Annotated in this window: 14 protein-coding genes, 1 tRNA gene and 1 pseudogene; 5 read left to right on the top strand and 11 right to left on the bottom strand. The window is 61.3% G+C overall.

What is annotated here, in order from left to right:
• Nucleotides 1-338 precede the first annotated feature (338 nt).
• The 3 genes from P6U28_RS04590 to P6U28_RS04600 form a co-directional block, all read right to left on the bottom strand.
• Nucleotides 339-590 (bottom strand): exodeoxyribonuclease VII small subunit, encoded by a 252-nt coding sequence (locus P6U28_RS04590; protein ID WP_122404671.1) that lies wholly within the window; start codon nucleotides 588-590, stop codon nucleotides 339-341.
• A 74-nt stretch (nucleotides 591-664) separates the two neighbouring features.
• Nucleotides 665-1,594, bottom strand: a complete 930-nt coding sequence (locus P6U28_RS04595) for a histone deacetylase family protein (RefSeq protein ID WP_407121834.1) — start codon at nucleotides 1,592-1,594, stop codon at nucleotides 665-667.
• Between the two features lie 122 nt (nucleotides 1,595-1,716).
• Nucleotides 1,717-3,372 (bottom strand): bifunctional metallophosphatase/5'-nucleotidase, encoded by a 1,656-nt coding sequence (locus P6U28_RS04600; RefSeq protein WP_407121835.1) that lies wholly within the window; start codon nucleotides 3,370-3,372, stop codon nucleotides 1,717-1,719.
• Nucleotides 3,373-3,447: 75 nt separating this feature from the next.
• Here P6U28_RS04600 and P6U28_RS04605 point away from each other — a divergent pair, with 75 nt between their 5' ends.
• Entirely contained in the window at nucleotides 3,448-4,737 is a 1,290-nt protein-coding gene (locus P6U28_RS04605) for an IS701 family transposase (protein WP_407121836.1), read from the top strand.
• 106 nt (nucleotides 4,738-4,843) lie between these two features.
• Here the strand turns inward: P6U28_RS04605 and P6U28_RS04610 are convergent.
• Together P6U28_RS04610 and P6U28_RS04615 are read right to left on the bottom strand one after the other, a co-directional pair.
• Nucleotides 4,844-5,603: pseudogene (locus P6U28_RS04610) on the bottom strand (IS5 family transposase).
• A 271-nt stretch (nucleotides 5,604-5,874) separates the two neighbouring features.
• A complete protein-coding gene (locus P6U28_RS04615) occupies nucleotides 5,875-6,633 on the bottom strand; it encodes an enoyl-CoA hydratase-related protein (RefSeq protein ID WP_129143870.1) in 759 nt (252 codons plus the stop codon).
• A 189-nt stretch (nucleotides 6,634-6,822) separates the two neighbouring features.
• Here P6U28_RS04615 and P6U28_RS04620 point away from each other — a divergent pair, with 189 nt between their 5' ends.
• A complete protein-coding gene (locus P6U28_RS04620) occupies nucleotides 6,823-8,130 on the top strand; it encodes an MFS transporter (protein ID WP_407121837.1) in 1,308 nt (435 codons plus the stop codon).
• A 135-nt stretch (nucleotides 8,131-8,265) separates the two neighbouring features.
• Here the strand turns inward: P6U28_RS04620 and P6U28_RS04625 are convergent, their stop codons facing one another.
• Nucleotides 8,266-10,044 carry an acyl-CoA dehydrogenase gene (locus P6U28_RS04625; protein ID WP_407121838.1) on the bottom strand — a complete coding sequence of 593 codons (1,779 nt, stop codon included), beginning with the start codon at nucleotides 10,042-10,044 and terminating at the stop codon, nucleotides 8,266-8,268.
• A gap of 251 nt (nucleotides 10,045-10,295) precedes the next feature.
• Here P6U28_RS04625 and P6U28_RS04630 point away from each other — a divergent pair.
• Nucleotides 10,296-10,370 (top strand) — tRNA-Gln (locus P6U28_RS04630).
• Between the two features lie 102 nt (nucleotides 10,371-10,472).
• Entirely contained in the window at nucleotides 10,473-12,470 is a 1,998-nt protein-coding gene (locus P6U28_RS04635; RefSeq protein ID WP_407121839.1) for a DUF6538 domain-containing protein, read from the top strand.
• 343 nt (nucleotides 12,471-12,813) lie between these two features.
• Here the strand turns inward: P6U28_RS04635 and P6U28_RS04640 are convergent, their stop codons facing one another.
• From P6U28_RS04640 to P6U28_RS04650, 3 genes are all read right to left on the bottom strand, one after another.
• Nucleotides 12,814-14,019: an integrase core domain-containing protein gene (locus tag P6U28_RS04640; RefSeq protein ID WP_122400437.1), complete on the bottom strand. Its 1,206-nt coding sequence runs from the start codon at nucleotides 14,017-14,019 to the stop codon at nucleotides 12,814-12,816.
• 57 nt (nucleotides 14,020-14,076) lie between these two features.
• Complete coding sequence (locus P6U28_RS04645) at nucleotides 14,077-14,487, bottom strand: hypothetical protein (RefSeq protein ID WP_181956126.1); 411 nt, start codon at nucleotides 14,485-14,487, stop codon at nucleotides 14,077-14,079.
• 728 nt (nucleotides 14,488-15,215) lie between these two features.
• Nucleotides 15,216-15,395 carry a hypothetical protein gene (locus P6U28_RS04650; protein ID WP_122404665.1) on the bottom strand — a complete coding sequence of 60 codons (180 nt, stop codon included), beginning with the start codon at nucleotides 15,393-15,395 and terminating at the stop codon, nucleotides 15,216-15,218.
• A 719-nt stretch (nucleotides 15,396-16,114) separates the two neighbouring features.
• On the opposite strand from P6U28_RS04650, the gene P6U28_RS04655 reads away from it, so the two are divergent.
• Nucleotides 16,115-16,561, top strand: coding sequence for a hypothetical protein (locus P6U28_RS04655; RefSeq protein WP_122404664.1), 447 nt, complete (start codon nucleotides 16,115-16,117; stop codon nucleotides 16,559-16,561).
• Nucleotides 16,562-16,746: 185 nt separating this feature from the next.
• Here P6U28_RS04655 and P6U28_RS04660 read toward each other — a convergent pair whose 3' ends face one another.
• Nucleotides 16,747-19,491: a hypothetical protein gene (locus P6U28_RS04660; RefSeq protein ID WP_407121840.1), complete on the bottom strand. Its 2,745-nt coding sequence runs from the start codon at nucleotides 19,489-19,491 to the stop codon at nucleotides 16,747-16,749.
• Complete coding sequence (locus P6U28_RS04665; protein WP_122404662.1) at nucleotides 19,488-20,690, bottom strand: SIR2 family protein; 1,203 nt, start codon at nucleotides 20,688-20,690, stop codon at nucleotides 19,488-19,490. Before P6U28_RS04665 ends, P6U28_RS04660 begins: the two co-directional genes overlap by 4 nt.
• Nucleotides 20,691-20,814: the final 124 nt, after the last annotated feature.

Here is a 20,814-nt window from a genome sequence, read left to right on the forward strand (position 1 = left end):
CCAAAGCTTGGGCCAAAGCCAACCCGCCGGACCGATTGTGGGTATGCAGGTGTAACTGGCGGGCCACATTGGTTAACCGTAGCCCGGGATAAGTGGCTCCGGCCCTGCTCGTTCCCTGGCAGGCTTTTTTGGCCTGAATGAGAGCTTTTTCGCCCTCAACGGCCGATTCTAGAAGGGGACGGCATCGATCCGCCGGCACGGAAACCGCGATGCCTTTCGAGAACGGCGCCGTGCAATCCTGAAAACGAAGCGGCGTCCACGCGCCCCTGAAGGCGTCTCGCGGGGGCCCTGCGTCGTCGGGCGACTGAGCGGGAAAGTCTAGGCTTCACTCCGGACGATTACTGGACGTCGAGCGGAGCAGTGCCCGTGGCCTGGCCGCTGGCATCGGTGGTGATCTTGTCGACGCGCGCCTCGGCTTGGCGCAGCAATTCCTCGCAGCGCCGCTTCAGGGCCTCGCCGCGCTCGTAGATCGTCACGGATTCCTCAAGCGGCACCTTGCCCTCTTCGAGCCGCTTCACGATCGTTTCGAGTTCCTCGATCGCGCGCTCGAAGGTGAGCCTGGAGACGTCGATTTGAGTATTTTCAGCCATATCCGTTTCCGATTGCCCGATTCGCCTTCACCTTGGAGAAAGCAGAGTTTTGCGGGCGTAATGTGGCGGGTGCGTCAAGCGCCCATCAGGGCGCCGACATGCGCCGTAACAGATTCTTTCAGTCCTTGCAGGTCATAGCCGCCCTCGAGCACCGAAACAATGCGGCCTCCGGCGGTCTTGTCGGCGAGATCCATCAGCTTGCGCGTCACCCAGGCATAATCCTCCGCGCGCAGGTTCAGCGAAGCCAGCGGATCGCGATAGTGTGCGTCGAAGCCCGCGGAGATGATCAGGAACTCGGGGCTGAATTTTTCGAGGTGCGGCAGGATCAGATTCTCGAACGCGGAGCGGAATTCCGGGCCGCCGTCCTCGGAGGCGAGCGGCGCATTGACGATGGTGTCGTGGTCGCCGCGCTCGCTCTTCGCGCCGGTCCCTGGAAACAGCGGCATCTGGTGCGTCGAGCAGTACATCACGGTCGGGTCCGACCAGAAGATGTCCTGCGTGCCGTTGCCGTGATGCACGTCGAAATCGACGATGGCCGCCCGCTTGATGCCGTATTTGCGCTGGGCATGGCGCGCGGCGATAGCGACGTTGTCGAAGAAGCAGAAGCCCATCGGCTTGCCGATCTCGGCATGATGGCCGGGCGGGCGCACCGCGACGAATGCGTTGCGATGCTGGCCCGCCATCACCGCTTCGGTCGCCGCTACCGCACCGCCGACGCCGCGCATCACCGCCTCCCAGGTGCCCGGCGACATCGAGGTGTCGCCGTCGATATAGACCTGCCCGCTCGTCGGGGCGATGTGGCGCAGCTCGGTGACGTAATGCTCGTTGTGGCAGAGCGTGACGAGATCGAGATCGCCCTCCGGCGCTTCCTCGCGCGCCAGGAACTGGAAGCGCTCGTGCGACAAAGCTTCTTCCACCGCGCGCAGACGATCCGGCCTCTCGGGGTGTCCCGGCGGCGTGACATGGTCGAGGCAGGCCTTGTGGGAAAGGAGAAGCGTGCTCATCAGGTCGGCCTCATGGGATGCGGGCTTTTGACGTGGTTGGCGCATCGGGCGCCAAAACGCAATGCAAAACCCAATCTAAGCGCTTGGCCGGGAATGGCAAAGGGCCGCCCGTTTGATCCGGATCAATTCACGCGCAGGATGCGGGTGGGCGGTAGCGGGCCGATCGGCCCGTGCGCCCGGAAAAACGCGAACAGCGCGTCCGCGTCGTAGCCGCCATATTGCGGCGCCGTGCCCTGCTTGGCGACGGTAAACCCGTCTCCGCCGACGGCGAGGTAATCGTTGAGCGTGACGCGGTAGCCGCTTCCAGCTTCGATCGGCCTGCCGTTGAGCGTCATGTTCTCGAGGCTGACGCGCTCGCCGAATGGCTTTGATGCATCCCAGGTATAGCTGAACCCGTTCGACACCTGGAGAATCCGCGGCCGCTTCGGGTCCAGCCATTGCTGCTCGAGCATGTCCTTGAGCTGGCTGCCCGTCAGCGTCATGGTAACGAGGCGGTTGCGGAACGGCTGGCTGGCAAAGACATCGCCGAACGTGATCGCGCCATTCTCCTTCGGAACGATGTCGGTGCGGATGCCGCCGGGATTGGTGAGCGCGATGACAGCGCTGCCATCCTTCGCATCGCGGGTTGCGAGCAATTGGGCGTCGGCAATGATATCGCCAAGCGCGCTTTCGCCGGACTCGTTCGGCACGCGCGACAGCGTCTGCGTCACCGAACCGGCCGGCCGGTTGGCGATCGGCGCAGAGAGCTTGTCGTAGGCGTCGATCAATGCGGTCTGCTCGGGATCCTTGGCCAGCGAAGCGTTGGCGACGATGACATTCTCGGCCTTGGCGCCGACGATGTCGCGCGTTGTGGGATCGAGCTTGAGGTCGATCGCGGTGACCAGCGTGCCGAATTTGTCGCCGCTGGTGATGAGCCGTCCGTCGATATCGCAGACATAGGCGCGGTGGGTGTGGCCGCTGACGACGACGTCGACGGCGCGGTCGAACTTCTTGACGATATCGACGATCGGACCCGTGATGGCAGGGCATTCATTGTAGTCGCCGGCGGGTTCGCCGCCCTGATGGATCAGCACCACGATCGCTTCGACGCCGCGCGCCTTCAGCTGCGGCACGAGCGCGTTCACCGTCTCGGCCTCGTCGCGGAATTCGAGTCCGGCAATGCCCGCTGGCGAGACGATGCCGGCGGTTTCCTTCAACGTCAGCCCGATGAAGGCGACGGGGATGCCGTCGAACTCCCTGATCTCGTAGGGCGGCAGCACGCTCTTGCCGGTCGCGGTCTCGACGGTGGACGCCGCGAGGTAACGGAATCTGGCGCCCGTGAAGGGATGCGGTCCCTGGCAGCCGTCGACCGGATGGCAGCCGCCGTTCTGCATCCGCAAGAGTTCGGCCTTGCCCTCGTCGAATTCGTGATTGCCGACCGAGCTGATCGCAAGGCCCATCATCGAGAGCGACTCGATCGAGGGCTCGTCGTGGAACATCGCCGACAGGAACGGGCTCGCGCCGATCAGATCGCCGGCCGCGACGAAGATGGTGTTCTTGCGCCCTTCGCGCAGCTGCTTCACCAGTGTCGCCATGTACTCGGCGCCGCCGGCCGCCACCATCACTTTCTTGGTCTTGTCCTCAGGGTCATTGATGCGGATGCTGCCCGGCGGCGGCCGCAGATTGCCGTGGAAATCGTTGATCGCGAGAATGCGCAGCTCGACGGGGGCCGCGGTCTGGGCAGAGGCGGGAAGGGCGCAGGTCAGCGCGAGCGCGGCGAGAATGGATCGGTATCGCATGGAACCGACACTAGCACTACTTTGGCAGATTGTTGATTTTGGCGCGTTTTATAGGATTCCCGAATCAATTTTTCAATGATTCATGGGTGGTCGGCTCTTGGAGGGCTGACCATGCCGGGATGGGAAGACGAACTCGAACGCTGGCTGATGCCGTTCTTGGACCGACTGGGTCATAAAACCCGGCAGCGGATGTGTCCTCTGTATGTTGCGGGATTGATCGGTCCCGGCGATCGTAAGAGCGTTCAGCCGATGGCGGAACGCCTTGCCACCAGCACCTACGACCAGTTGCACCATTTCATTGCGGACGGTGTCTGGGACGCGACGCCGCTGGAGACAGAGTTGCTCAACCAGGCGGACCGACTTGTCGGCGGCAGGGATGCGGTGCTGGTTATTGATGACACCTCACTTCCCAAGAAGGGTGAGCGCTCGGTCGGTGTTGCGGCTCAATACGCCTCGGCTCTCGGTAAAACGGCAAATTGCCAAACACTGGTGTCTTTGACGCTTGCGAGCGGCGAAGTACCCGTGATGGTCGCGTTACGTCTCTTTCTGCCTGACAGTTGGATAAGCGACGAATCTCGTTTGAAGCGCGCTCGCGTGCCAGTCGAACATCGAACGCCACGGTCCAAGCCGGAGATTGCTTTGGCCGAGATTGACCGCGCGATAGCAGCCAACGTGCGCTTTGGATATGTGCTGGCGGATGCAGGATACGGCCTCAGCGCACCGTTTCGACAAGGGCTAACAGAGCGCGGGCTGGTCTGGGCTGTCGGAATCCCGCGGCACCTGAAAGTGTATCCGGTCGATGTGAAGCTCATTTGGCCGATTACCAAAGCCCGCGGGAAACCACGAAAGCACCACGTGCCCGATATCTTATCAATTGCGGCCGAGCAAATGCTGGCCGGCGCCAAATGGAAAACCGTGAGTTGGCGTAGCGGGACGAAAGGTCGGCTTAAAGCCCAATTTGCTGCGGTCCGTGTCCGGACCGCCGACGGCCCTCCGCAGCGGATATGGGATAAAGGTCAGCAGCATCTCCCAGGCGACGAAGCCTGGCTCATTGGCGAGCAACGTGCGTCCGGGGAGAAGAAATACTATCTGGCCAATCTTCCGGCGGCGACGGATCTGCGCACGCTGGCCGCCACCATCAAGGCACGGTGGATTTGTGAGCAGGCGCATCAGCAGTTGAAGGAGGAACTTGGACTTGATCACTTCGAAGGGCGATCATGGCAAGGTCTTCATCGCCACGCCCTGATGACAATGATTGCCTACGCCTTCCTGCAACATCGTCGCCTCGCATACGCGGGGCGGAAAAAGAATCTACGGGCCTCCGCCTCAGCCAACCATGCCAGCCGTACGTCACGCCATCGTTGATCTCATCCTTCGGCCGCCGTCTCAGCATTGCCCATATTGCCGAAGGCAAATCCGTGAAAAACAGCGGCGAAAACACAATCTGCCAAAGTAGTGCTAGGGTTCAGACTCAATTGATCCAATAGGCGACGATGGCGGCGAGGTGCACGGCAGCCAAGAAGTTCCTGGCAAGTTTGTCGTAGCGAGTTGCGACACGCCTGAAATCCTTGAGCCGGCAGAAACAGCGCTCGATAACATTGCGCCCTTTGTAGGCGCGTTTGCTGAAGGTGTGGAGGGTCACCCTGTTGGATTTGTTTGGAATGACGGGCTTTGCGCCGCGATTGGCGATTTCGGCGCGAAAGCCGTCGCCATCGTAGCCTTTGTCCCCAATGAGGGCAGACATGGGCGGCGCGAGTTTCAAAAGGGCCGGCCCTGCGGCAATATCTGCGTCTTGTCCCGGAGTGAGATGAAATGCGCAAGGTCTGCAATCAGGGTCGCTCAGCGCGTGGATTTTCGTGGTCCGCCCACCGCGCGAGCGTCCGATCGCCTGTTCATGCTCCCCCCTTTTCCACCGCTCGCCGAGCGATGCGCCTTGATCGAGGTGGAGTCGATGGACAAGGTCACGCCATCCTTGCCGCAGCGGGCGAGCGCTTCAAAGATCGCTGCCAATGTCCGCGCTTAGCCCAGCGATTGAAACGATTGTAGATCGTCGTGTAAGGACCATAGTCGGGCGGGCAATCGCGCCAGCGTGCGCCGCACTGAAGCATGTGAATGATACCGCTGATGATGCGTCGATCGTCATCGCGCGCCGGGCCGGTCTGGTTCGTTGGCAGATGCGGCTCGATCTGAGCCCACTGCTTGTCGTTCAGCCAGAACAGCCCTTTGCGCACCGAAGTCCCCCATCCCGAATCAACTTGGTGCGAAGGAATCAGAGATCGCTAATTAGGTACAGACCCTAGTCGGTCCGCGCGAAGATTTCACGAAGCATTTGTCGTGAACGTGCCGCACTTTCTTCCTTCTTTCCTTGTGGGAAAAGGTGGCGCGGACGAAGTCCGCGACGGATGAGGGGCCTCTCTCCGAGCCCTCGATGCGGCAACGCTCGCGGAGACATACCCCTCACCCGTCTCGCCGCTGGCCCACAAGGAGAGAGGGAGGAGGGGCCTACCGCTTCTTCCTGTTCGCGAACGCGTTGAACGCGGCAATCGCCTCATCCGACTTCAGTCGCTCGCCGAACAGATGACCTTCCTGGTCGATGCGGCGGGTCAACTCCTCTGGCGGGGCGCGCAGCAGCTTGCGCGAGGTTGCGACGGCCTCGGCCGGCAGCCGGCAGATCTCGCGCGCCACCTTGCGCGCCTCGACCTCGGTGTGTCCCGGCGAGACCACGGTGTTGACGAAGCCTGCGGCCTGCGCCTCCGCGGCGGTGAAGGTCCGGCCCATCACCAGCAGCGCGAAGGCGCGCTGGTAGCCCATCGTGCTCGGCATCAGGAGGCTGGCGGCACCGACCGGCACGAGCCCGAGATGGATGTAAGGTGCGGAGAAGGTCGCAGCGTTCGAGGCCAGCACATAGTCGCAGTGGAACAACATCACGGTGCCCATCCCGATCGAGGCGCCGTCGACGGCTGCGATGATCGGCTTGGCATTGAGGGCGAGGGAATAGAGGAATTTGGCGCCGTTCGACAGCATCTCGGGGCGCGATGCGTCGGCGTGGAGAAAATCGTCGATGTCGTCCCCGGCGGTGAAGACGCCGGAGCCGCCGGTGATGATCATGCAGCGGATGTCCGGATTGTTCTGGGCGGTGTCGATCGCGCGGCTCATCTCCCGGTACATGTCCTGGGTGATCGCGTTCTTCTTGCCCGGACGGCGCAGGGTGATAACGCGCGTTCCGCGCTCTTCGGTGACGATGATGTTGCCATTCGGCATGAGAGCCCCCCTGCGCGCCGCGGCGCTTGCCGCTCGCGAGTGTCGCGAAGCAACAGCCTACATCATCTCACAGGCGTGCCAATGCGCTCGCTCAATCTTTCGGCGGCGAATTCCCATGAGTTTGATGCATGGCACCTGCCGCCGTCGCGTCTCGCAACAATTGGCTACAATGTTTCATTTGAAAAACCGGTGGTTGTGGGGCACGATCCGGCGCCCGTTCCATTCGATGGACTGCCCGATTTGACGATTGCGGCAACCCATATTGACGAATCCTCGCTGCACTACCGCGGCTGGCGCGTCGTGCTGGCCTGCTTCCTGATGGCCTTCTTCATGTTCGGTTTCGGGCTCTACGGCCAGGGGGTCTATCTCGCCGAGCTGCAGCGTGCCCATGGCTGGCCGGGCACGCTGGTTTCCGCGGCCAGCACCTTCTCGTTTCTCCTGACCTCCGTGCTGGTCGTCTTCACCGATGGTCTGCTCGAGCGAATCGGGTTGCGCTCGCTGATCCTGTGCGGCCTGATGGCGCTCGGCGCCTCGACGGTGCTGCTGGCGCTGATGCAGACGCCATGGCAGCTCTATCTCGCTTATGCGCTGATGTCGGTCGGTTGGACCGGTATGGGCACCGTTGTGATTGCGATCCTGCTGAATTCCTGGTTCGAGCGCCGGCGCGGGCTCGCGCTCAGCCTCGCCTTCAACGGCGCGACCTGCGGCGGCATCATCCTCGCGCCGCTGCTGCTGTCGCTGACCGGCAGCATCGGCTTCCGTTCCGCGATGCTGGCGGCCACGCTCGCGATGATGGTGCTGGTGCTGCCGGTGGTCGTGACCTGCATCGGCTGGCCCACCGGGATGTCGCTGGCATCGGGCGGGCGTCCGCGCGCCGGCGGTGCGGCCGCACCAAGCCATCCCCGCAAAGCGTTGCTCGCCAATGCGGCGTTCTGGACCATGGTGCTGCCGATCGCGATCGCGCTGCTGGCGCAGATGGGATTCATCATCCACCAGGTGACGTTTCTGGAGCCGCTGATCGGGCGCGCCAGTGCCGGCCTCGCCGTGACCATCATGGCGGCGATGGCGATCGTCGGCCGCCTGTCGCTTGGCCTGTTCGTCGACCGGCTCGATCCGCGGCTCGCCTGTGCGGCGTCGATGACGAGCCAGGCGGCGGCACTGTTCGTGCTTCTCCAAAGCACGAGTCCGACCGTTCTGCTGGCCTGCTGTGCCGTTTACGGCTTTTCAATCGGCAACATGATCACGTTCCCGCCCTTGATCATCCAGCGCGAGATCGGCGCTGCCGCCTTCGCCGCCGCAATGGGACTGGGCACCTCGATCAGCGGCATCGTCAGCGCCTTCGGCCCTGGCATCGTCGGTCTCGTGCGCAGCCTCACGGGCAATTACACGACGGCGTTTGCGATGTGCGTCGTGCTCGATCTCGTGGCGGCCGGAGTCGTGCTGTGGCGGCCGGGGAGAAGAGCGGAGGAAACGCCAAATTTATCAACGTTGCCCTGAGGTGGCCGCTTGTTCAGCGGCCCTCGAAGGGCGACGGCCCAGCTGCATCCCGGCCGTTCATCCTTCGAGGCTCGCGATGCGTTCGCATCCCGAGCCTCGCACCTCAGGATGACGGATCAAGAGCGACGCGCCCACTTACCCCAGCAGCACCGCGTCCGCCGCCGCGACCGACTCCGCGCTCTCCGTCACGGTGCGCTCGAGCGCTCCCGCCTGCACCGCGATGTTCTCGGCAAAGAAGCGCGCGAGCGCGACGTAGCGCGCAGCGTCCGTATTGGCTTCGGCCTTGGCGGCGAGCGCCTCGGAGGCGAGCAGGCAGCCGCCGAGCGTCGCGCCGAACTGTTGCAAGTAGGGCGTCGCACCCGCAAGCGCCTCGTTTGGTGCGGAGGCAACGCGCTCCAGCAGCCATTTGCTGGTGCGCGTGACTGCCTCCAGCGCCTCGCGCAGCTTCGCACCCGTGGTGCCGAAACCGGGATCGTTGGAGGCCTCGACCTGCTTGACGGTCGCGGAGAGCTCGTCGAGCAGCGCCCACACCGCCGCGCCGCCATTGGCCGCGAGCTTGCGCGTGACGAGATCGATCGCCTGGATGCCGTTGGTGCCCTCGTAGATCGCGGTGATCCGGGCATCGCGGTAGTGCTGGGCCGCGCCGGTCTCCTCGATGAAGCCCATGCCGCCATGCACCTGCACGCCGAGATAGGCGACCTCGTTGCCGATATCGGTGGAATAGGCCTTGGCCATCGGCGTCAGCAGCGCCGCGCGTGCCGCCGCATCGGCGCGCACCTTCGCGTCCTTGGCGCGCGTCGAGACGTCGATGGCGACTGCGGTCGCATAGCAGATGGTGCGCGCGGCCGCAGTCTGCGCCCGCATCCGCATCAGCATGCGTTTGACGTCGGGATGCACGAAGATCGCATCCGAGCCGTCGTCCGTCTTGCCGACGGCGCGGCCCTGCTTGCGCTCCTGCGCATACGACAACGCCTGCTGGTAAGCGCGGTCGGCAACGCCGACGCCTTCCAGGCCGACGCCGAGGCGGGCCTGGTTCATCATCGTGAACATGCAGCGCATGCCCTGGTTCTCTTCGCCGATCAGGAAGCCGATGGCGCCGCCATGATCGCCCATGGTCATGGTGCAGGTCGGCGAAGCATGCATGCCCAGCTTGTGCTCGACACCGCTCGCATAGATGTCGTTGCGCTGCCCGAGCGAGCCGTCCTTATTGACCATGAACTTGGGCACGAGGAACAGCGAGATGCCCTTGGTGCCGGCGGGCGCATCGGGCAGACGCGCCAGCACGAAATGCACGATGTTGTCGGTCATGTCGTGCTCGCCATAGGTGATGAAGATCTTCGTCCCCTTGATGCGATAGGTGCCGTCGGGCTGCTTTTCGGCGCGGGTGCGCAGCGCGCCGACGTCGGAGCCGGCCTGCGGCTCGGTCAGCTGCATCGTGCCGGTCCATTCGCCGGAGACGAGCTTTTCGAGATAGATCTTCTTCAGCTCGTCGCTGCCATGCGCGTCCAGCGCCTCGATCGCCGATGCCGTCAGCAGCGGGCAGAGGCCGAAGGCGACATTGGCCGCGCTCCAGATCTCGGTGCAGGCGGCGTTGATCGCGAGCGGCAGGCCCTGGCCGCCGAAATCTTCGGGGCCGGACACCGCGTTCCAGCCGCCCTCGGTCCAGCGCTTGTAGGCGTCAGGCCAGCCCGGCGCGGTCGTCACCTTGCCGCCCTCGAGCTTGATGCCGTGCTCGTCGCCGACCTTGTTGAGCGGCGCCAGGACGTCGGATGCGAACTTGCCGGCTTCCTCAAGCACGGCGGCCGCGAGGTCGGCGTCGAAATCGCCATAATGGCCGGCCTCCACGGCGGCCTTGAGGCCCGCGCCATGGTTGAGCGACAGCAGCATGTCAGAAATCGGCGCGCGGTAGGTCATGGCTCACTCCCGAGGACAATTGTTGGCGCCGTATTCCCATGAAACGGGGGCGGTCTCAACTGGGTGGACGTCGGGATGGCTGGGCCGGAACGGGGCGGCCATTGGGGCTCGGAATAGTGTGTGGGCCGCCGGCGGACTGGGCCAAGGGTATTTTGCCCTTCCAGACGGTTGAAATGACGCGCCGCTCCCTATAGACCGGCTGCCACCGACGGGAATCTGCGGTAGCCGGTTCTACCCCGTTCGCCGTCTGTTGGGGCGTAGCCAAGCGGTAAGGCAGCGGATTTTGATTCCGCCATTCGGAGGTTCGATCCCTCCCGCCCCAGCCAGAGAGCCCTCCGCGCCTGAAAATCCTGATGAATTCGGCCTGGCTGGGGAGCTGAGGCACAGCTCTGCGACACATTCCTGCTGCACAGGGTGTCGGTCGAACCATGGCTTTCCACATCTTTCGCCGCGAAGCGGTCTACTACTGGCGGCGCCGGACCCCTCGTGCGCTTGCCATTCGCTTCGGCCGCCCGCATGTTTCCATGAGCCTTCGGACGACGAGCCGCCTTGCCGCCCGTCGCCTGGCCACCCAACTCAACCTGACCTTGGACGACATCGCGATGTTTGCCGACGGCGCCGACCCGCATCTGACGCGATCTCAAATCGAGACAATGCTCCATGCCGTCGTCGACCGGCATCTGGCCAAGCTCGACCGGGTGGCCCTTGCAGCCAAGAGCGGGCCCGGCTTCGACGTCGCCCAGGCGAAAGCCTACGACAAAAGGGCTTATTGGGCTTATGCGCTGTTGGACGCCCAGGGCGTCACGGCCGTCGTACGCGACGAGGATCGCGAGCGCATGGCCGCCGACGGGCTCTCCGAGCTCGACATCGAGGCGGTCCAGGACCACCTGGCCATGCTCCGCGTCAACGAACTCGTCCCGACGAAGCACTACATCCTGCGGGGCATGATCGAGGGCGTCGCGGCAAAGCCGACCGCCATGAATCTCGCCGTGGCCCAGGGGACCTATCTTCGCGGGATGAAGCTGGCGCTGGCCCAGTCCGACCGGCGCTACGGTGGAGCGAGGATCGAGGACGACGGGCTGGTGGATCGCATGATGCTCGCCGAGAGCGATCCACCGACGCCGGCTTCATCGATTGTGAATCGTTCGGTGGATCGCCCCGCCGATCCACCGAAGGTCGACGCTCCCACGATCCCGCAGTTCATTCCGATGGCCGACTTCGCCCAATTTGCTGACCGCGTCGTCCAGCAGAATGACGCGGACGAGCACTGGGACGAAAAAACCCAGCAGCAGGCGAAGAGCATCGCAAACCTGTTCGTCAAGTTCATGGTCCAGGATCAGCGCATTCTCGATCTCGGCCTGCTGCGTCAGCAACACGTCGGCAAGTTCGTCGATTTCTTGCGTTTCGACATCTACAAGCACTACGGCAAGTCGACGCGGGACGAGCAACTGACGATCGAGCAGCTTCGCGAGAAGGGGCGATCCGTCGTGCAGGCCAAGCGTGGGATCGGTGGCGGCACGCTCAATCGCCATGCGACCTTCCTCGGCCAGATCTTCGACCACGCCATCGCGCGCGGTGTGAAGAGCCTGGAAAGCATCGATCTGACCAAACTGCGCGCAAAGAGCCGCAGCAAGAACAAGCGCGCCCGCGACGAGAGGCGCAAGCTCCCCATCGACAGCGCGAAGGCGATCTTTCAGACGCCGCCGTTCATCAACTGCGCCGGCTGGGACGATCTCGGGAAGTGGGGCGAGCAGGGTGGGGCTCTGATCTTCCATTGCGCGCTCTACTTCGTTCCGATCCTCATCTACTACTCCGGTGCGCGGCGCGAGGAGCTTTGCGGTGCGATGGTGGACGACATCATCTTCGATCGCGAGAGGTGCATACCGTACATCCACATCGGGGCCAATGAGCAGCGGCGCATCAAGAACGCCCAATCGAAGCGAAACATCCCCCTCCATCCGGAGCTGATCCGGTTGGGCTTCCTCGATTATGTCAGGAAGATCAGGGCGCTCGGATACAAGCTCCTCTTCCCTGATCTATACTCTCCCAGCACCCGGTCGCCACTCGGCAATCGCTTCTACAAGCTGTTCAAGCCGATCCTCACGGCAGCTAAAATCACCGAAGAGGGGCTGGGCGCGCATGCCGTGCGCCATCTCTTCGGCGCGCAGCTGAAGAAGAAGCTGCTGTCAAAGGAGGACCGCGCGGACCTTCTCGGGCATGGCGGCGACAGCGAGACCAGCGAGCGCTACTGCGAGCCCCATGAGCTCGACACCCTGTTCGAGTTCATCATGAAACTCGACGTGGTCACCGACCATCTCGAACCGCAGGCCGTGAACTTGATACCGTGGGTCGAAAGCATGCAGGTCGCGCCGTTCTCCCAGCCATCGCGTGCTAAAAAGCCGCTGGTTAGAGCACGGGGATCATAATCCTGGGGTCGGGGGTTCGAGTCCCTCCCCCGCTACCATCTTTATAGTGTCCGGCCCGGAGACATGGGTAACGAAAGTACCTAAGAGATGGGTGACAACCTCGTGCCGATCGGGTTGTCGCGGGGTTTCAAAGTCATCTGCTCCAAGTTCGCTTCAAATTGAGATGGCCTGCAATCTGCTGCATTTCAGCGTGACGCATTCATGGCACGGCTATTTTTGCTCGGCTCGCGCTATCGCCGTCAACCCCGCACGTGCCGCGCCCCTTCGGGCTTCGGGGTTGACCGCGACAGCGGAGCCAAGCAAGTGGCCTTCCATGCCAAGAATGCACAAGAGCGCGTCTCCGTCAGGGCGCCGTGGTCGTGGCGGGGACATCGGTGATGGGCCTCGGACCGAACGGGTTGTCGAGAGGTTGCAAGGTCTTCTGTTCGAGATCGAAATAGCCGAGATCGTAATGCATGAAGCTGACGAGCCAGATGCCCTCGTCGACCTCCTTGATGCCGAGCTTCTGGCCAGCCAGGACGGTTGAGATGTTGATCCTCTTGCGATGCAGGCAGAGGCGGCCGCAGGCAGTGACGACGACGTCGCGGTCGTGGAAGGGATAGCTCAACTCCGGCAGGCCGGCATAGGCCCGCGCTGAGGCCGTGTAGACCTCGGCAGGGCACTTCATGCCGAGCGCCTCGTGGGGGCGCTCGGTATTGAACTCGTGCACGAAGGCATCGAAGCGCTCCTGCTGTTGCAGGCTGTTGAAGCCAGGCGGCCTGGTGGCCTCCTTCTTGAGGGTGAGGTGCATGCGCTCGTGCCGGCCATTTTGTTGCGGATGACCTGGCTTGATGCGCTCGATGGCGATACCGAGGCGGAGCCACCATACCGAGAGCTTGGAAAGATTGAACAAGGCATTGGGACTGGCAAACGGCACGCCATTGTCGGACCGAATGGCAAGCGGCAGGCCGCGCTCGCGGAACAGGCGCTCGAAGGCGGTCATGGCAGGCTCCTCGCGCGTGGAGTCGAGCGCCTCGCACAGCAGCAGGAAGCGCGCGGCATGATCGCTGACGGTCAGCGGGAAGCAGTAATGGCTGTTGCCAAGCTTGAACTCGCCTTTGAAGTCGGCGCACCAGACATCGTTCGGGGCAGTCCCTTGCGATAGCGACGTGCCGCGCGCGCGATGGCGCGGCCCGCCGCCCCGCCTGACCAGGCCGTGGCGATCGAGCACCGCATGAATGGTGCTTTTGGCCGGCACCCGGACATCGCCGTCGAGCCGTCGCACCAGGAGTTCGCGGATCTTGCGGGCCCCCCAATGCGGCTTCTCGGCCTTGAGCTGGACAATCAGCGTCTCGATCTGGGCCGGCAGTTGATTGGCGTAGCGAACCGGCCGCCTGGAGCGGTCGCTCAGCGCCTCCAGGCCATGTTCCTTGTAGCGATCGAAAATCTTGTAGCCGGTCTTACGGGAGATGCCGAACTCCCGGCAGACATCCGTCATGGCTTCCCCGTCCAACAGGCGGGCGACAAAGCGAAGGCGCTCCTCCATTACCGAACTCGCTTTCCACGGCATCCACACCTCCCGCAGAACAAAAGCGGAAAGTGTAACCCATGTGCCCGGTACGTTCTGTCACCTATGTCTCGGGCCGCTCACCCCCGACATAGCCATATTCGGAAACAGGGCCGGATTGTCGCACAGAGCGGCCAGTCGGCCCTTGACGTCGATGCGAACGCGACGATCATCCTCAACGCTGGCCTTGGACCCTGCGCCCCCCGGCCGGCTCGGACTGGCATGCACGATGATCGCGGTCACCAGTTCACGGATCGTTGCAAACTCGGTTGCGCTGCCACGCTTGAACTCTTCGGCCAACTCCCGGACTGCGCGTTTGTAGCGGTCGAGAGCCTTAGGATGAAGCGTGATGACGTTGTCGGCTTCGTTGGTCTCCTCAAGTTGCGCGGCGAGCGCCTTGCGATCGGCCTCCAGTTCATTCATTCGCGGGATAAGCGCGTCGGTAGCCATCCCTTTCACGATGAAATCCACGATGCGCTTGATCTCGCGCTCGATCTCGCCCAGGCGTCCCTCGATCCGGGTGCGTTCGGTGCTCGCCTCTTGTTAATCAGGTCAATCAGCCCGGTCTTGGGGGACGGGAACTGCGTGGCGGTTCTGCGTAAGAAGTCGGGTGATCGGGCCAAACTCGCTCCCCGCAGTCATCAGAACAGGTCTGATGTCTGGCCGATCCCTAATGCCCAATGACCCAAACGGAAAGGAAACCGACGCGACAAGGGCGGAGCGCACACGCCGCACGCCAAGCCAACCGACGCGGCAATGGCGGAGCGCAAGCCGCACGCGGGGGGGGGGGGAGCAAAAATGTTGCGCCGCGGCGGCCCCCGCGACCGCACCGGCCGGTCGTACGCAATGGGATTAAATTCCTAAAGGGGGGTTGCGCATTTTGACGACGTTTAGCCCAGGAGGTCCACCATGGAAACCGCGGCGAAGGGGCTTTCACCGATTGGCCGCCGCCCAGCGCATGCGGGAACACCGCGCGCGCCAGGCGAGATACGCCGGCGAGTTGGAGCAAAGCTTGGGCGATGATGGAGCGGCCGTCCGCGATCTTGCACTAACTCGCCGATCATGGCTCTACGGTAATCGACGACGTCAACGATCGTAAGGCACGGGGGATGTAACCGGCCTGATGATCTTGAAAGGCCCCGGCGGAGTGAGCACGCCGGGGCATTTCTTTTGACAGTCTATGGGCGCGCGGCTCCCGCCTAGCGCTGATGGCCCAAACCAATTCCAAGGCTGAGAGCCTTCTGCCTCAACGAGCCCTCGGAGCGCTTCATCAGCTTCGAGAGTTTGGCAACGGGGGTGCGGGCCTTGGAATGCGCCTTGAGCAGCTTCACGTCGTCTTTGGTGTACTCTTTGCGCTTGCTCTTCGTCTTTTTTGCCACGTGATGTTCTCCGGCCCTTCACGCGATATATCGATGCCGTGTACTACGATGTCGCCATGACGCTGTCCACCGTGTCGCGCATTTAAGCGTACCCTGGATGGTCGCAGAGATCGATCAGATTATCTTGGGCGTGGAGACACACAAGGCGTTAACGATGGAGCGCGCACGCCGGAAGCGGTGGCAGCGCGCTGTTGAGGCCGGCTCCGCGCAAGTCGAAATCATCAATGCTTGCCTACCAACAAACTTGAGCTGTCAGTTCGTTGCCGGCTAACCAACATCAGCCAACGGTTGCCTAGCAACAGGAAACATCAATCTGACGTTGGTTGGCAACGTAATCGATCTGAGTTGATGTTTAGTGAGCGTAGCAGTCGATCCTCTTTCAAAAAATTTTAGTCGCCGAGATCAATCGGTTGCATCGGTAAAGCCCTACTTACACGCGGCGTTCGCAGGGTAGCTCGCTCTTCGATTGATCGACGAGTGCGGTGCTTTGAGCCTATCATTCGCTCAGGTTGATCGAGTGGGTTTCTCGCACCATCCAGCGCCGATATAGACCAGTGCCATCACTTGACGGGCGTCACGCTCGTCCATAACGGCCAGCGTCTGCAAGGCCAGTGTAAAGCGAGCGTCAACCGAATGCGCGCCCCGCAATGTTTGCGGGGCGCGCATTGCATCTGAAGAGGTCAGGATAAGAAGATTGTTCGCAACGCGGGAGGACGACGATGGTGACCAAGCTGGAGCACGCTCGCGCTCTCAAACAGATGAAAATACCGCTCAACACTCCTGTCGAGCAACGCACGTTCAGCGCGGAATACACGCGCAATTGGGTTCACCTTATGGCGGCCCATCGCGAGTTTACGCAGGCGGTGACTCAGTACACGACGGGCACGCGCGCTGGATCACCCGGCAAGTGGAAGCTCATGCGGTGCAAGCTGATCGCGCTCGACCGGGCATTCAGCCGGTGCGGAGTGTTGCTCGGCAAGTTGGGCGGTGACGTGCTGCCGCCCGAGTTCAGGACTGAACAAGACGAACACGAACACGCTATCCTCGGCCATTTCCTCACCGAACACGCGGCGCCTTTCATTCAATTTTGGAAGGATGCCATCGATGCTGTCGATGCTGGAGCGTCCTTGACGATCAAGCCGAGCGACATCCCGCCATGGCCGTGAACGGTGAGCTTCAGACCGCACGGTTAAGTGTTCCAGCGCGTGAACATTACAAATACTTATTCTGGTCACAATGACACAGCGATATCGCCGACGTGCCTCGAAAAGATAAGAGCAAGGGCCTCCTTGATCTGTTTTTGTGACATGTCGGCGTCGACCTCGGAGGTATCGAACTTTTGTTTGCCGCATCAAACGCGCCGCGCCGCCGTTGACAGACGACGATAACCGACACTGTCCACGAGATGCGGTGCGACCGTTCGAATTTGATCCAGAGCATCCGTCAAGTCGTAGGGAATGACTGCGCCCTCCGACGTTCCAATAGTATGGTCCAGCAACCGCAGCAAAGCGTTTGCCTTGACCTCATCATCGATCATTGAAAGCTTCTTACTTTCCCCCTCATCACCATAAAGGCCGTAGTCGAGCATCGACCAACATTCGAAGGGCACCAAAAATCGTTCAATCACTTCAACTGCGTCGGCGAACGCCTCACGTGACGTAGCTGGAAGATCGGCGAGAGCCTTGCTCACGCCGGGCGTCGCGAGCGAACGCTCCTGCGGCCACACACCGCGAAAAAATGGCATTGCGGCGGTTCGGAACAGAGCAGCAGCAGAAGGCGGCTCACCACCCCGTGGGGCCTGTGAGGAAAGGTCTTTGACAAACTGCTGAACGGCGTTTGCAGCGGTTGCCCGGACTTCGTCGTCCAAAGTTCGCACCATCTGCTGAACGCGCGCATTTGGAACAGCAGGTTCGCGGTTCTCGCGAAGCGCGTGGAGTGCTTCAACAATGAGGCTAAACACCAAACGTCCGCGCACTTCTCTTCCTAACCTTCGATCTGTTGCTTTTTCTGCCATCGCGTTGCCGATGAACTTGAGCACATCGGTGAAACGAGTTGCCCGCGCAACAGCGCGCCAAAGGGTGAGCGAGGCTCCATCTCCCTTTTGGAGAGGCGTGACGAGGTTCTCCTCCGTCCAAGCGCGATCTGCACGCAGGAAGTAGGGTAGCCCTTCGATAAGACGGTGCCGGGTGATCAATCCGCTAAGGCCATCAGCGGTGATAAGGACATCCCTCATCTGGCGTGCGGCTGCTCCAGCCTCGAACGGACTCGGAACTTGGTTGAGTGAAGGACAAGCAGCGAGGAAAACACCGACGAGTTTGCCGACTGGCGTGTTGAGCGTATCAATGTCCGTTGGCTCTCGATCATTGTCCCCAATCGTAGCTGCCACGCTAAGATTGGCACCGTCTTCACTCTCGGCCTGGTTGTTTGTGGCCTTTACAGCCAACGGCCAAACCTTCAGCCATACAGCAAGCCCATCTGCGGAGACCACCACATGCTTTCGCCAATGGTCTAACCAACTGCTAATGCCCTCAATGGCGATCGATAGGGTCCTCTCGGATAGCTGCGCAAGCAGCGCCAATACGCGATCGGCTTCATTTTGAAAGTCCTGTGCGGAAGCATCTACCGGTTCCGGCCGCGTGGGCGAGTGTGCCCATCCGAAACGGTTCCATACTCTTGGGAATTCGTCTCCGCCACGTTCCGCCTGCTCCAGGTCATTTAGTATCAGCGCGACCTTCGTGGGCTGCCTAAGCCAATCATCCGCACGTCCTGCGGGATCGTCGCTCCATCTCTCGCCAGCACTTGCAAGAGCAGTTTCGAGCGCTCGCAGCCGCGCTAGGCCTTCCAGAGCGTCATATCGATCATCTGGGCTAGAAACGACATCTTTGACCGTCACTCCCTCCGGAAGGCCCTCGTCGGCACTCATACCTATCAAGTCAGGGAATTTTCCGATCTCAGCATCAAGCCATGCCTTAACATTTTGTGGCAGGTTGCCATTGGCCAGATCACTGCGCTTCAATTCTCGAAGCGCCCAATACAGCCGGCCAATCTTGACCTTTTCCGGTTCTGCCTTCTTTGGCCAAAAACTCCGGGGTGGACCTTTCCGGAGACGAGCAGTTAGTGTTGCTTGCGCCTCCGCACCGAGTTCGCCAAATCGCGCTGCTCTAAGCTCGGCGATTTCAGGGTACCCATGCAAATCCCAAAATCTGCTATCATCAAGCGCAAGCATGAACGCACTAAATTCCGCAGCAGATGCCACCTTAGGATTGCGTGCGGCGGCGGCCCAAAGTCGAATGTGAACCGGCGTGTTCGTCAACTTCCACCGTCGAACAAAAGACAACTCCTGCTCGCGGATCAGTTCACCAATCCTAGTGACGACCTCGTATAGGAGCTTGACTGCAGGTGCGATGCCATGATGGTAAGCATCGGGGTCGTCCTGTCCATCGACCGTTCTTCGGCTGCGAACAACGTAATTGACACGGCTCAAATCGCCCAATTGCCAGAGGCGATGTTGTCCGTCCCAACCGATGCGACGTCCGATATCAAGACCATGATCAACTGCCCGGTCTAAAGCATTGGCCAACGCTGTTAGAAATGGAACATCGTCGAGTTTTTCTAGCTCGAGAACGTCCAAGTCCACAACCTCGCCGCTCGTCAATCCTGCTGAAACCAATTGCCGGAAAGTCTTTGGTCGTCGGGGCACCTTGGCGAACTGCCTGAAGGAGGAAGTTAGGGCCTCAACTTTCAGGCGTGGAGCAACCAAATCGACAATCGCCGAAACGATTGCGCCGGAGCGATCGCCGGAGCGCAGTCGTCTCTGGATTTCGTAGATTGCGGTTGAAGCACCGCTCTCAACAGGTCTCTCCGACCAACTCTCTTCAATCAAACGCCAGGTCGTCGCCCACGGTTCATTAGCCACGTCGGCACGTTGACTACTCAACAGGTTCTCGATCGCAGCACGCTCGATCCGCCTATCGCGCCCCAACCGCACAGCCCAGTCGATAGTGCTTGGCTCTGCGAGACGATTGTCTAGGAATGCGAGAGCCGCTCGGAACACCGATCGATCGTTCTCGTCGAGATATGCCCATGAGGGGATCATGTGCGGTGGACCCGTTCTCTTTCGGTGCCAATCTTCATTATCGCGTCTAGCCAACCGAGGTCGGCGCTTGCAGCAGAAGCCAGCCCAGCAAGCCGGACGCGTTCGCTGGCGTTGCTCCTTCTGATCAAATGGTCAAATAAATCGCGATCCTCATCCGAGGCTACGGCTCTCCCTCTCTTTACGATCCGCCGGATCGCCGCATCAATCGTTTTTCTATTGCCATTGATTGCCGAGAGATCCGCCCATCTCTCTAGCGTCATTCGCAGCGCACTATGTCCTCCATTCGCATCGTAGTGAATAGGAGTGATCCCACGGGCGTTCCAATCTTCCAACGCCACCGGATCGGGCGCGTTGGTGCCGAAGAATGTGAACCGCTCCTTTAGATCATCGAAACGCGAGCCGTCGGCCGCTACTGCGTTCAAGAGATATCGCATTGGCGGATCATTCGCGCTGTAACCGACTAGCACCAAGTGAAACAAGCGAGCCGCATCATAAATGAAATCGGGTACCACGCGCCGCCTAAGATAGTATTCGCCAAAGTCTCGATCCGATAAGACAAGTTCGGAAAAGCGTTCCGGGCTGCGGTCGAGCGCTCCATGAATGTGCAGGACACCCGAAAATTCACTTTGTCTACTTGGCCGAGGGATCGACCCGAGCGAGTAGGTGCTAGGACGTAGTTTCTTGACAGCCATTTCAAGGAGCAGATCGAAATTGGTGGTGACGATCGTGGTCATTCCACCTCGATCTGCGAGACGCATTAGCGTACGATGAATAGATGCCGGACGACTATCCCCTTGGCGCAGGCGCTTGGCGACTTCTCGTCGAACGTGGCTATCGCCTCGGGTCTGATTGTCCAAACGTCGTTCAAGCATTCCGAGAACGAGGTCGTAGTCACCTGCGATAAACCGCTTTACTTCCGCAGCCTGCCGCTCGCTCAACTCCTTGCAGTCAGCCGCCCATTGATTGCACGCCGATGAAGGCAAATCCTTTAGAACAGCATGAACCGCTGCATCGAGGACTTTATAGACGTCGATCACTAGTTCTCGAAAGTCCGGCAGGTTTGCGGGCCGCGAGATGCCAGCGCCGCAAACAAACAGTACTTCCCCACGCGCGTGCGCCAGCATTAGCCTTTCTGGAATTGCCGCCAAACCTGGACCGAGAGAAATTACTCGATCCTCCACAGATGCTTCGGTTCTCATTCATACCCCGCCCACACCAATCGCCGTGAAATTGATCGGCGCATGTCCTGTTGGTTGCATCAACTGCAACAGAGAACTGTTGGTCAACCCCTTCCGTCGGATTACTGGACGCAAACTTGAGATG

Source organism: Bradyrhizobium sp. STM 3561 (assembly GCF_045571455.1).
Lineage (GTDB): Bacteria > Pseudomonadota > Alphaproteobacteria > Rhizobiales > Xanthobacteraceae > Bradyrhizobium > Bradyrhizobium vignae.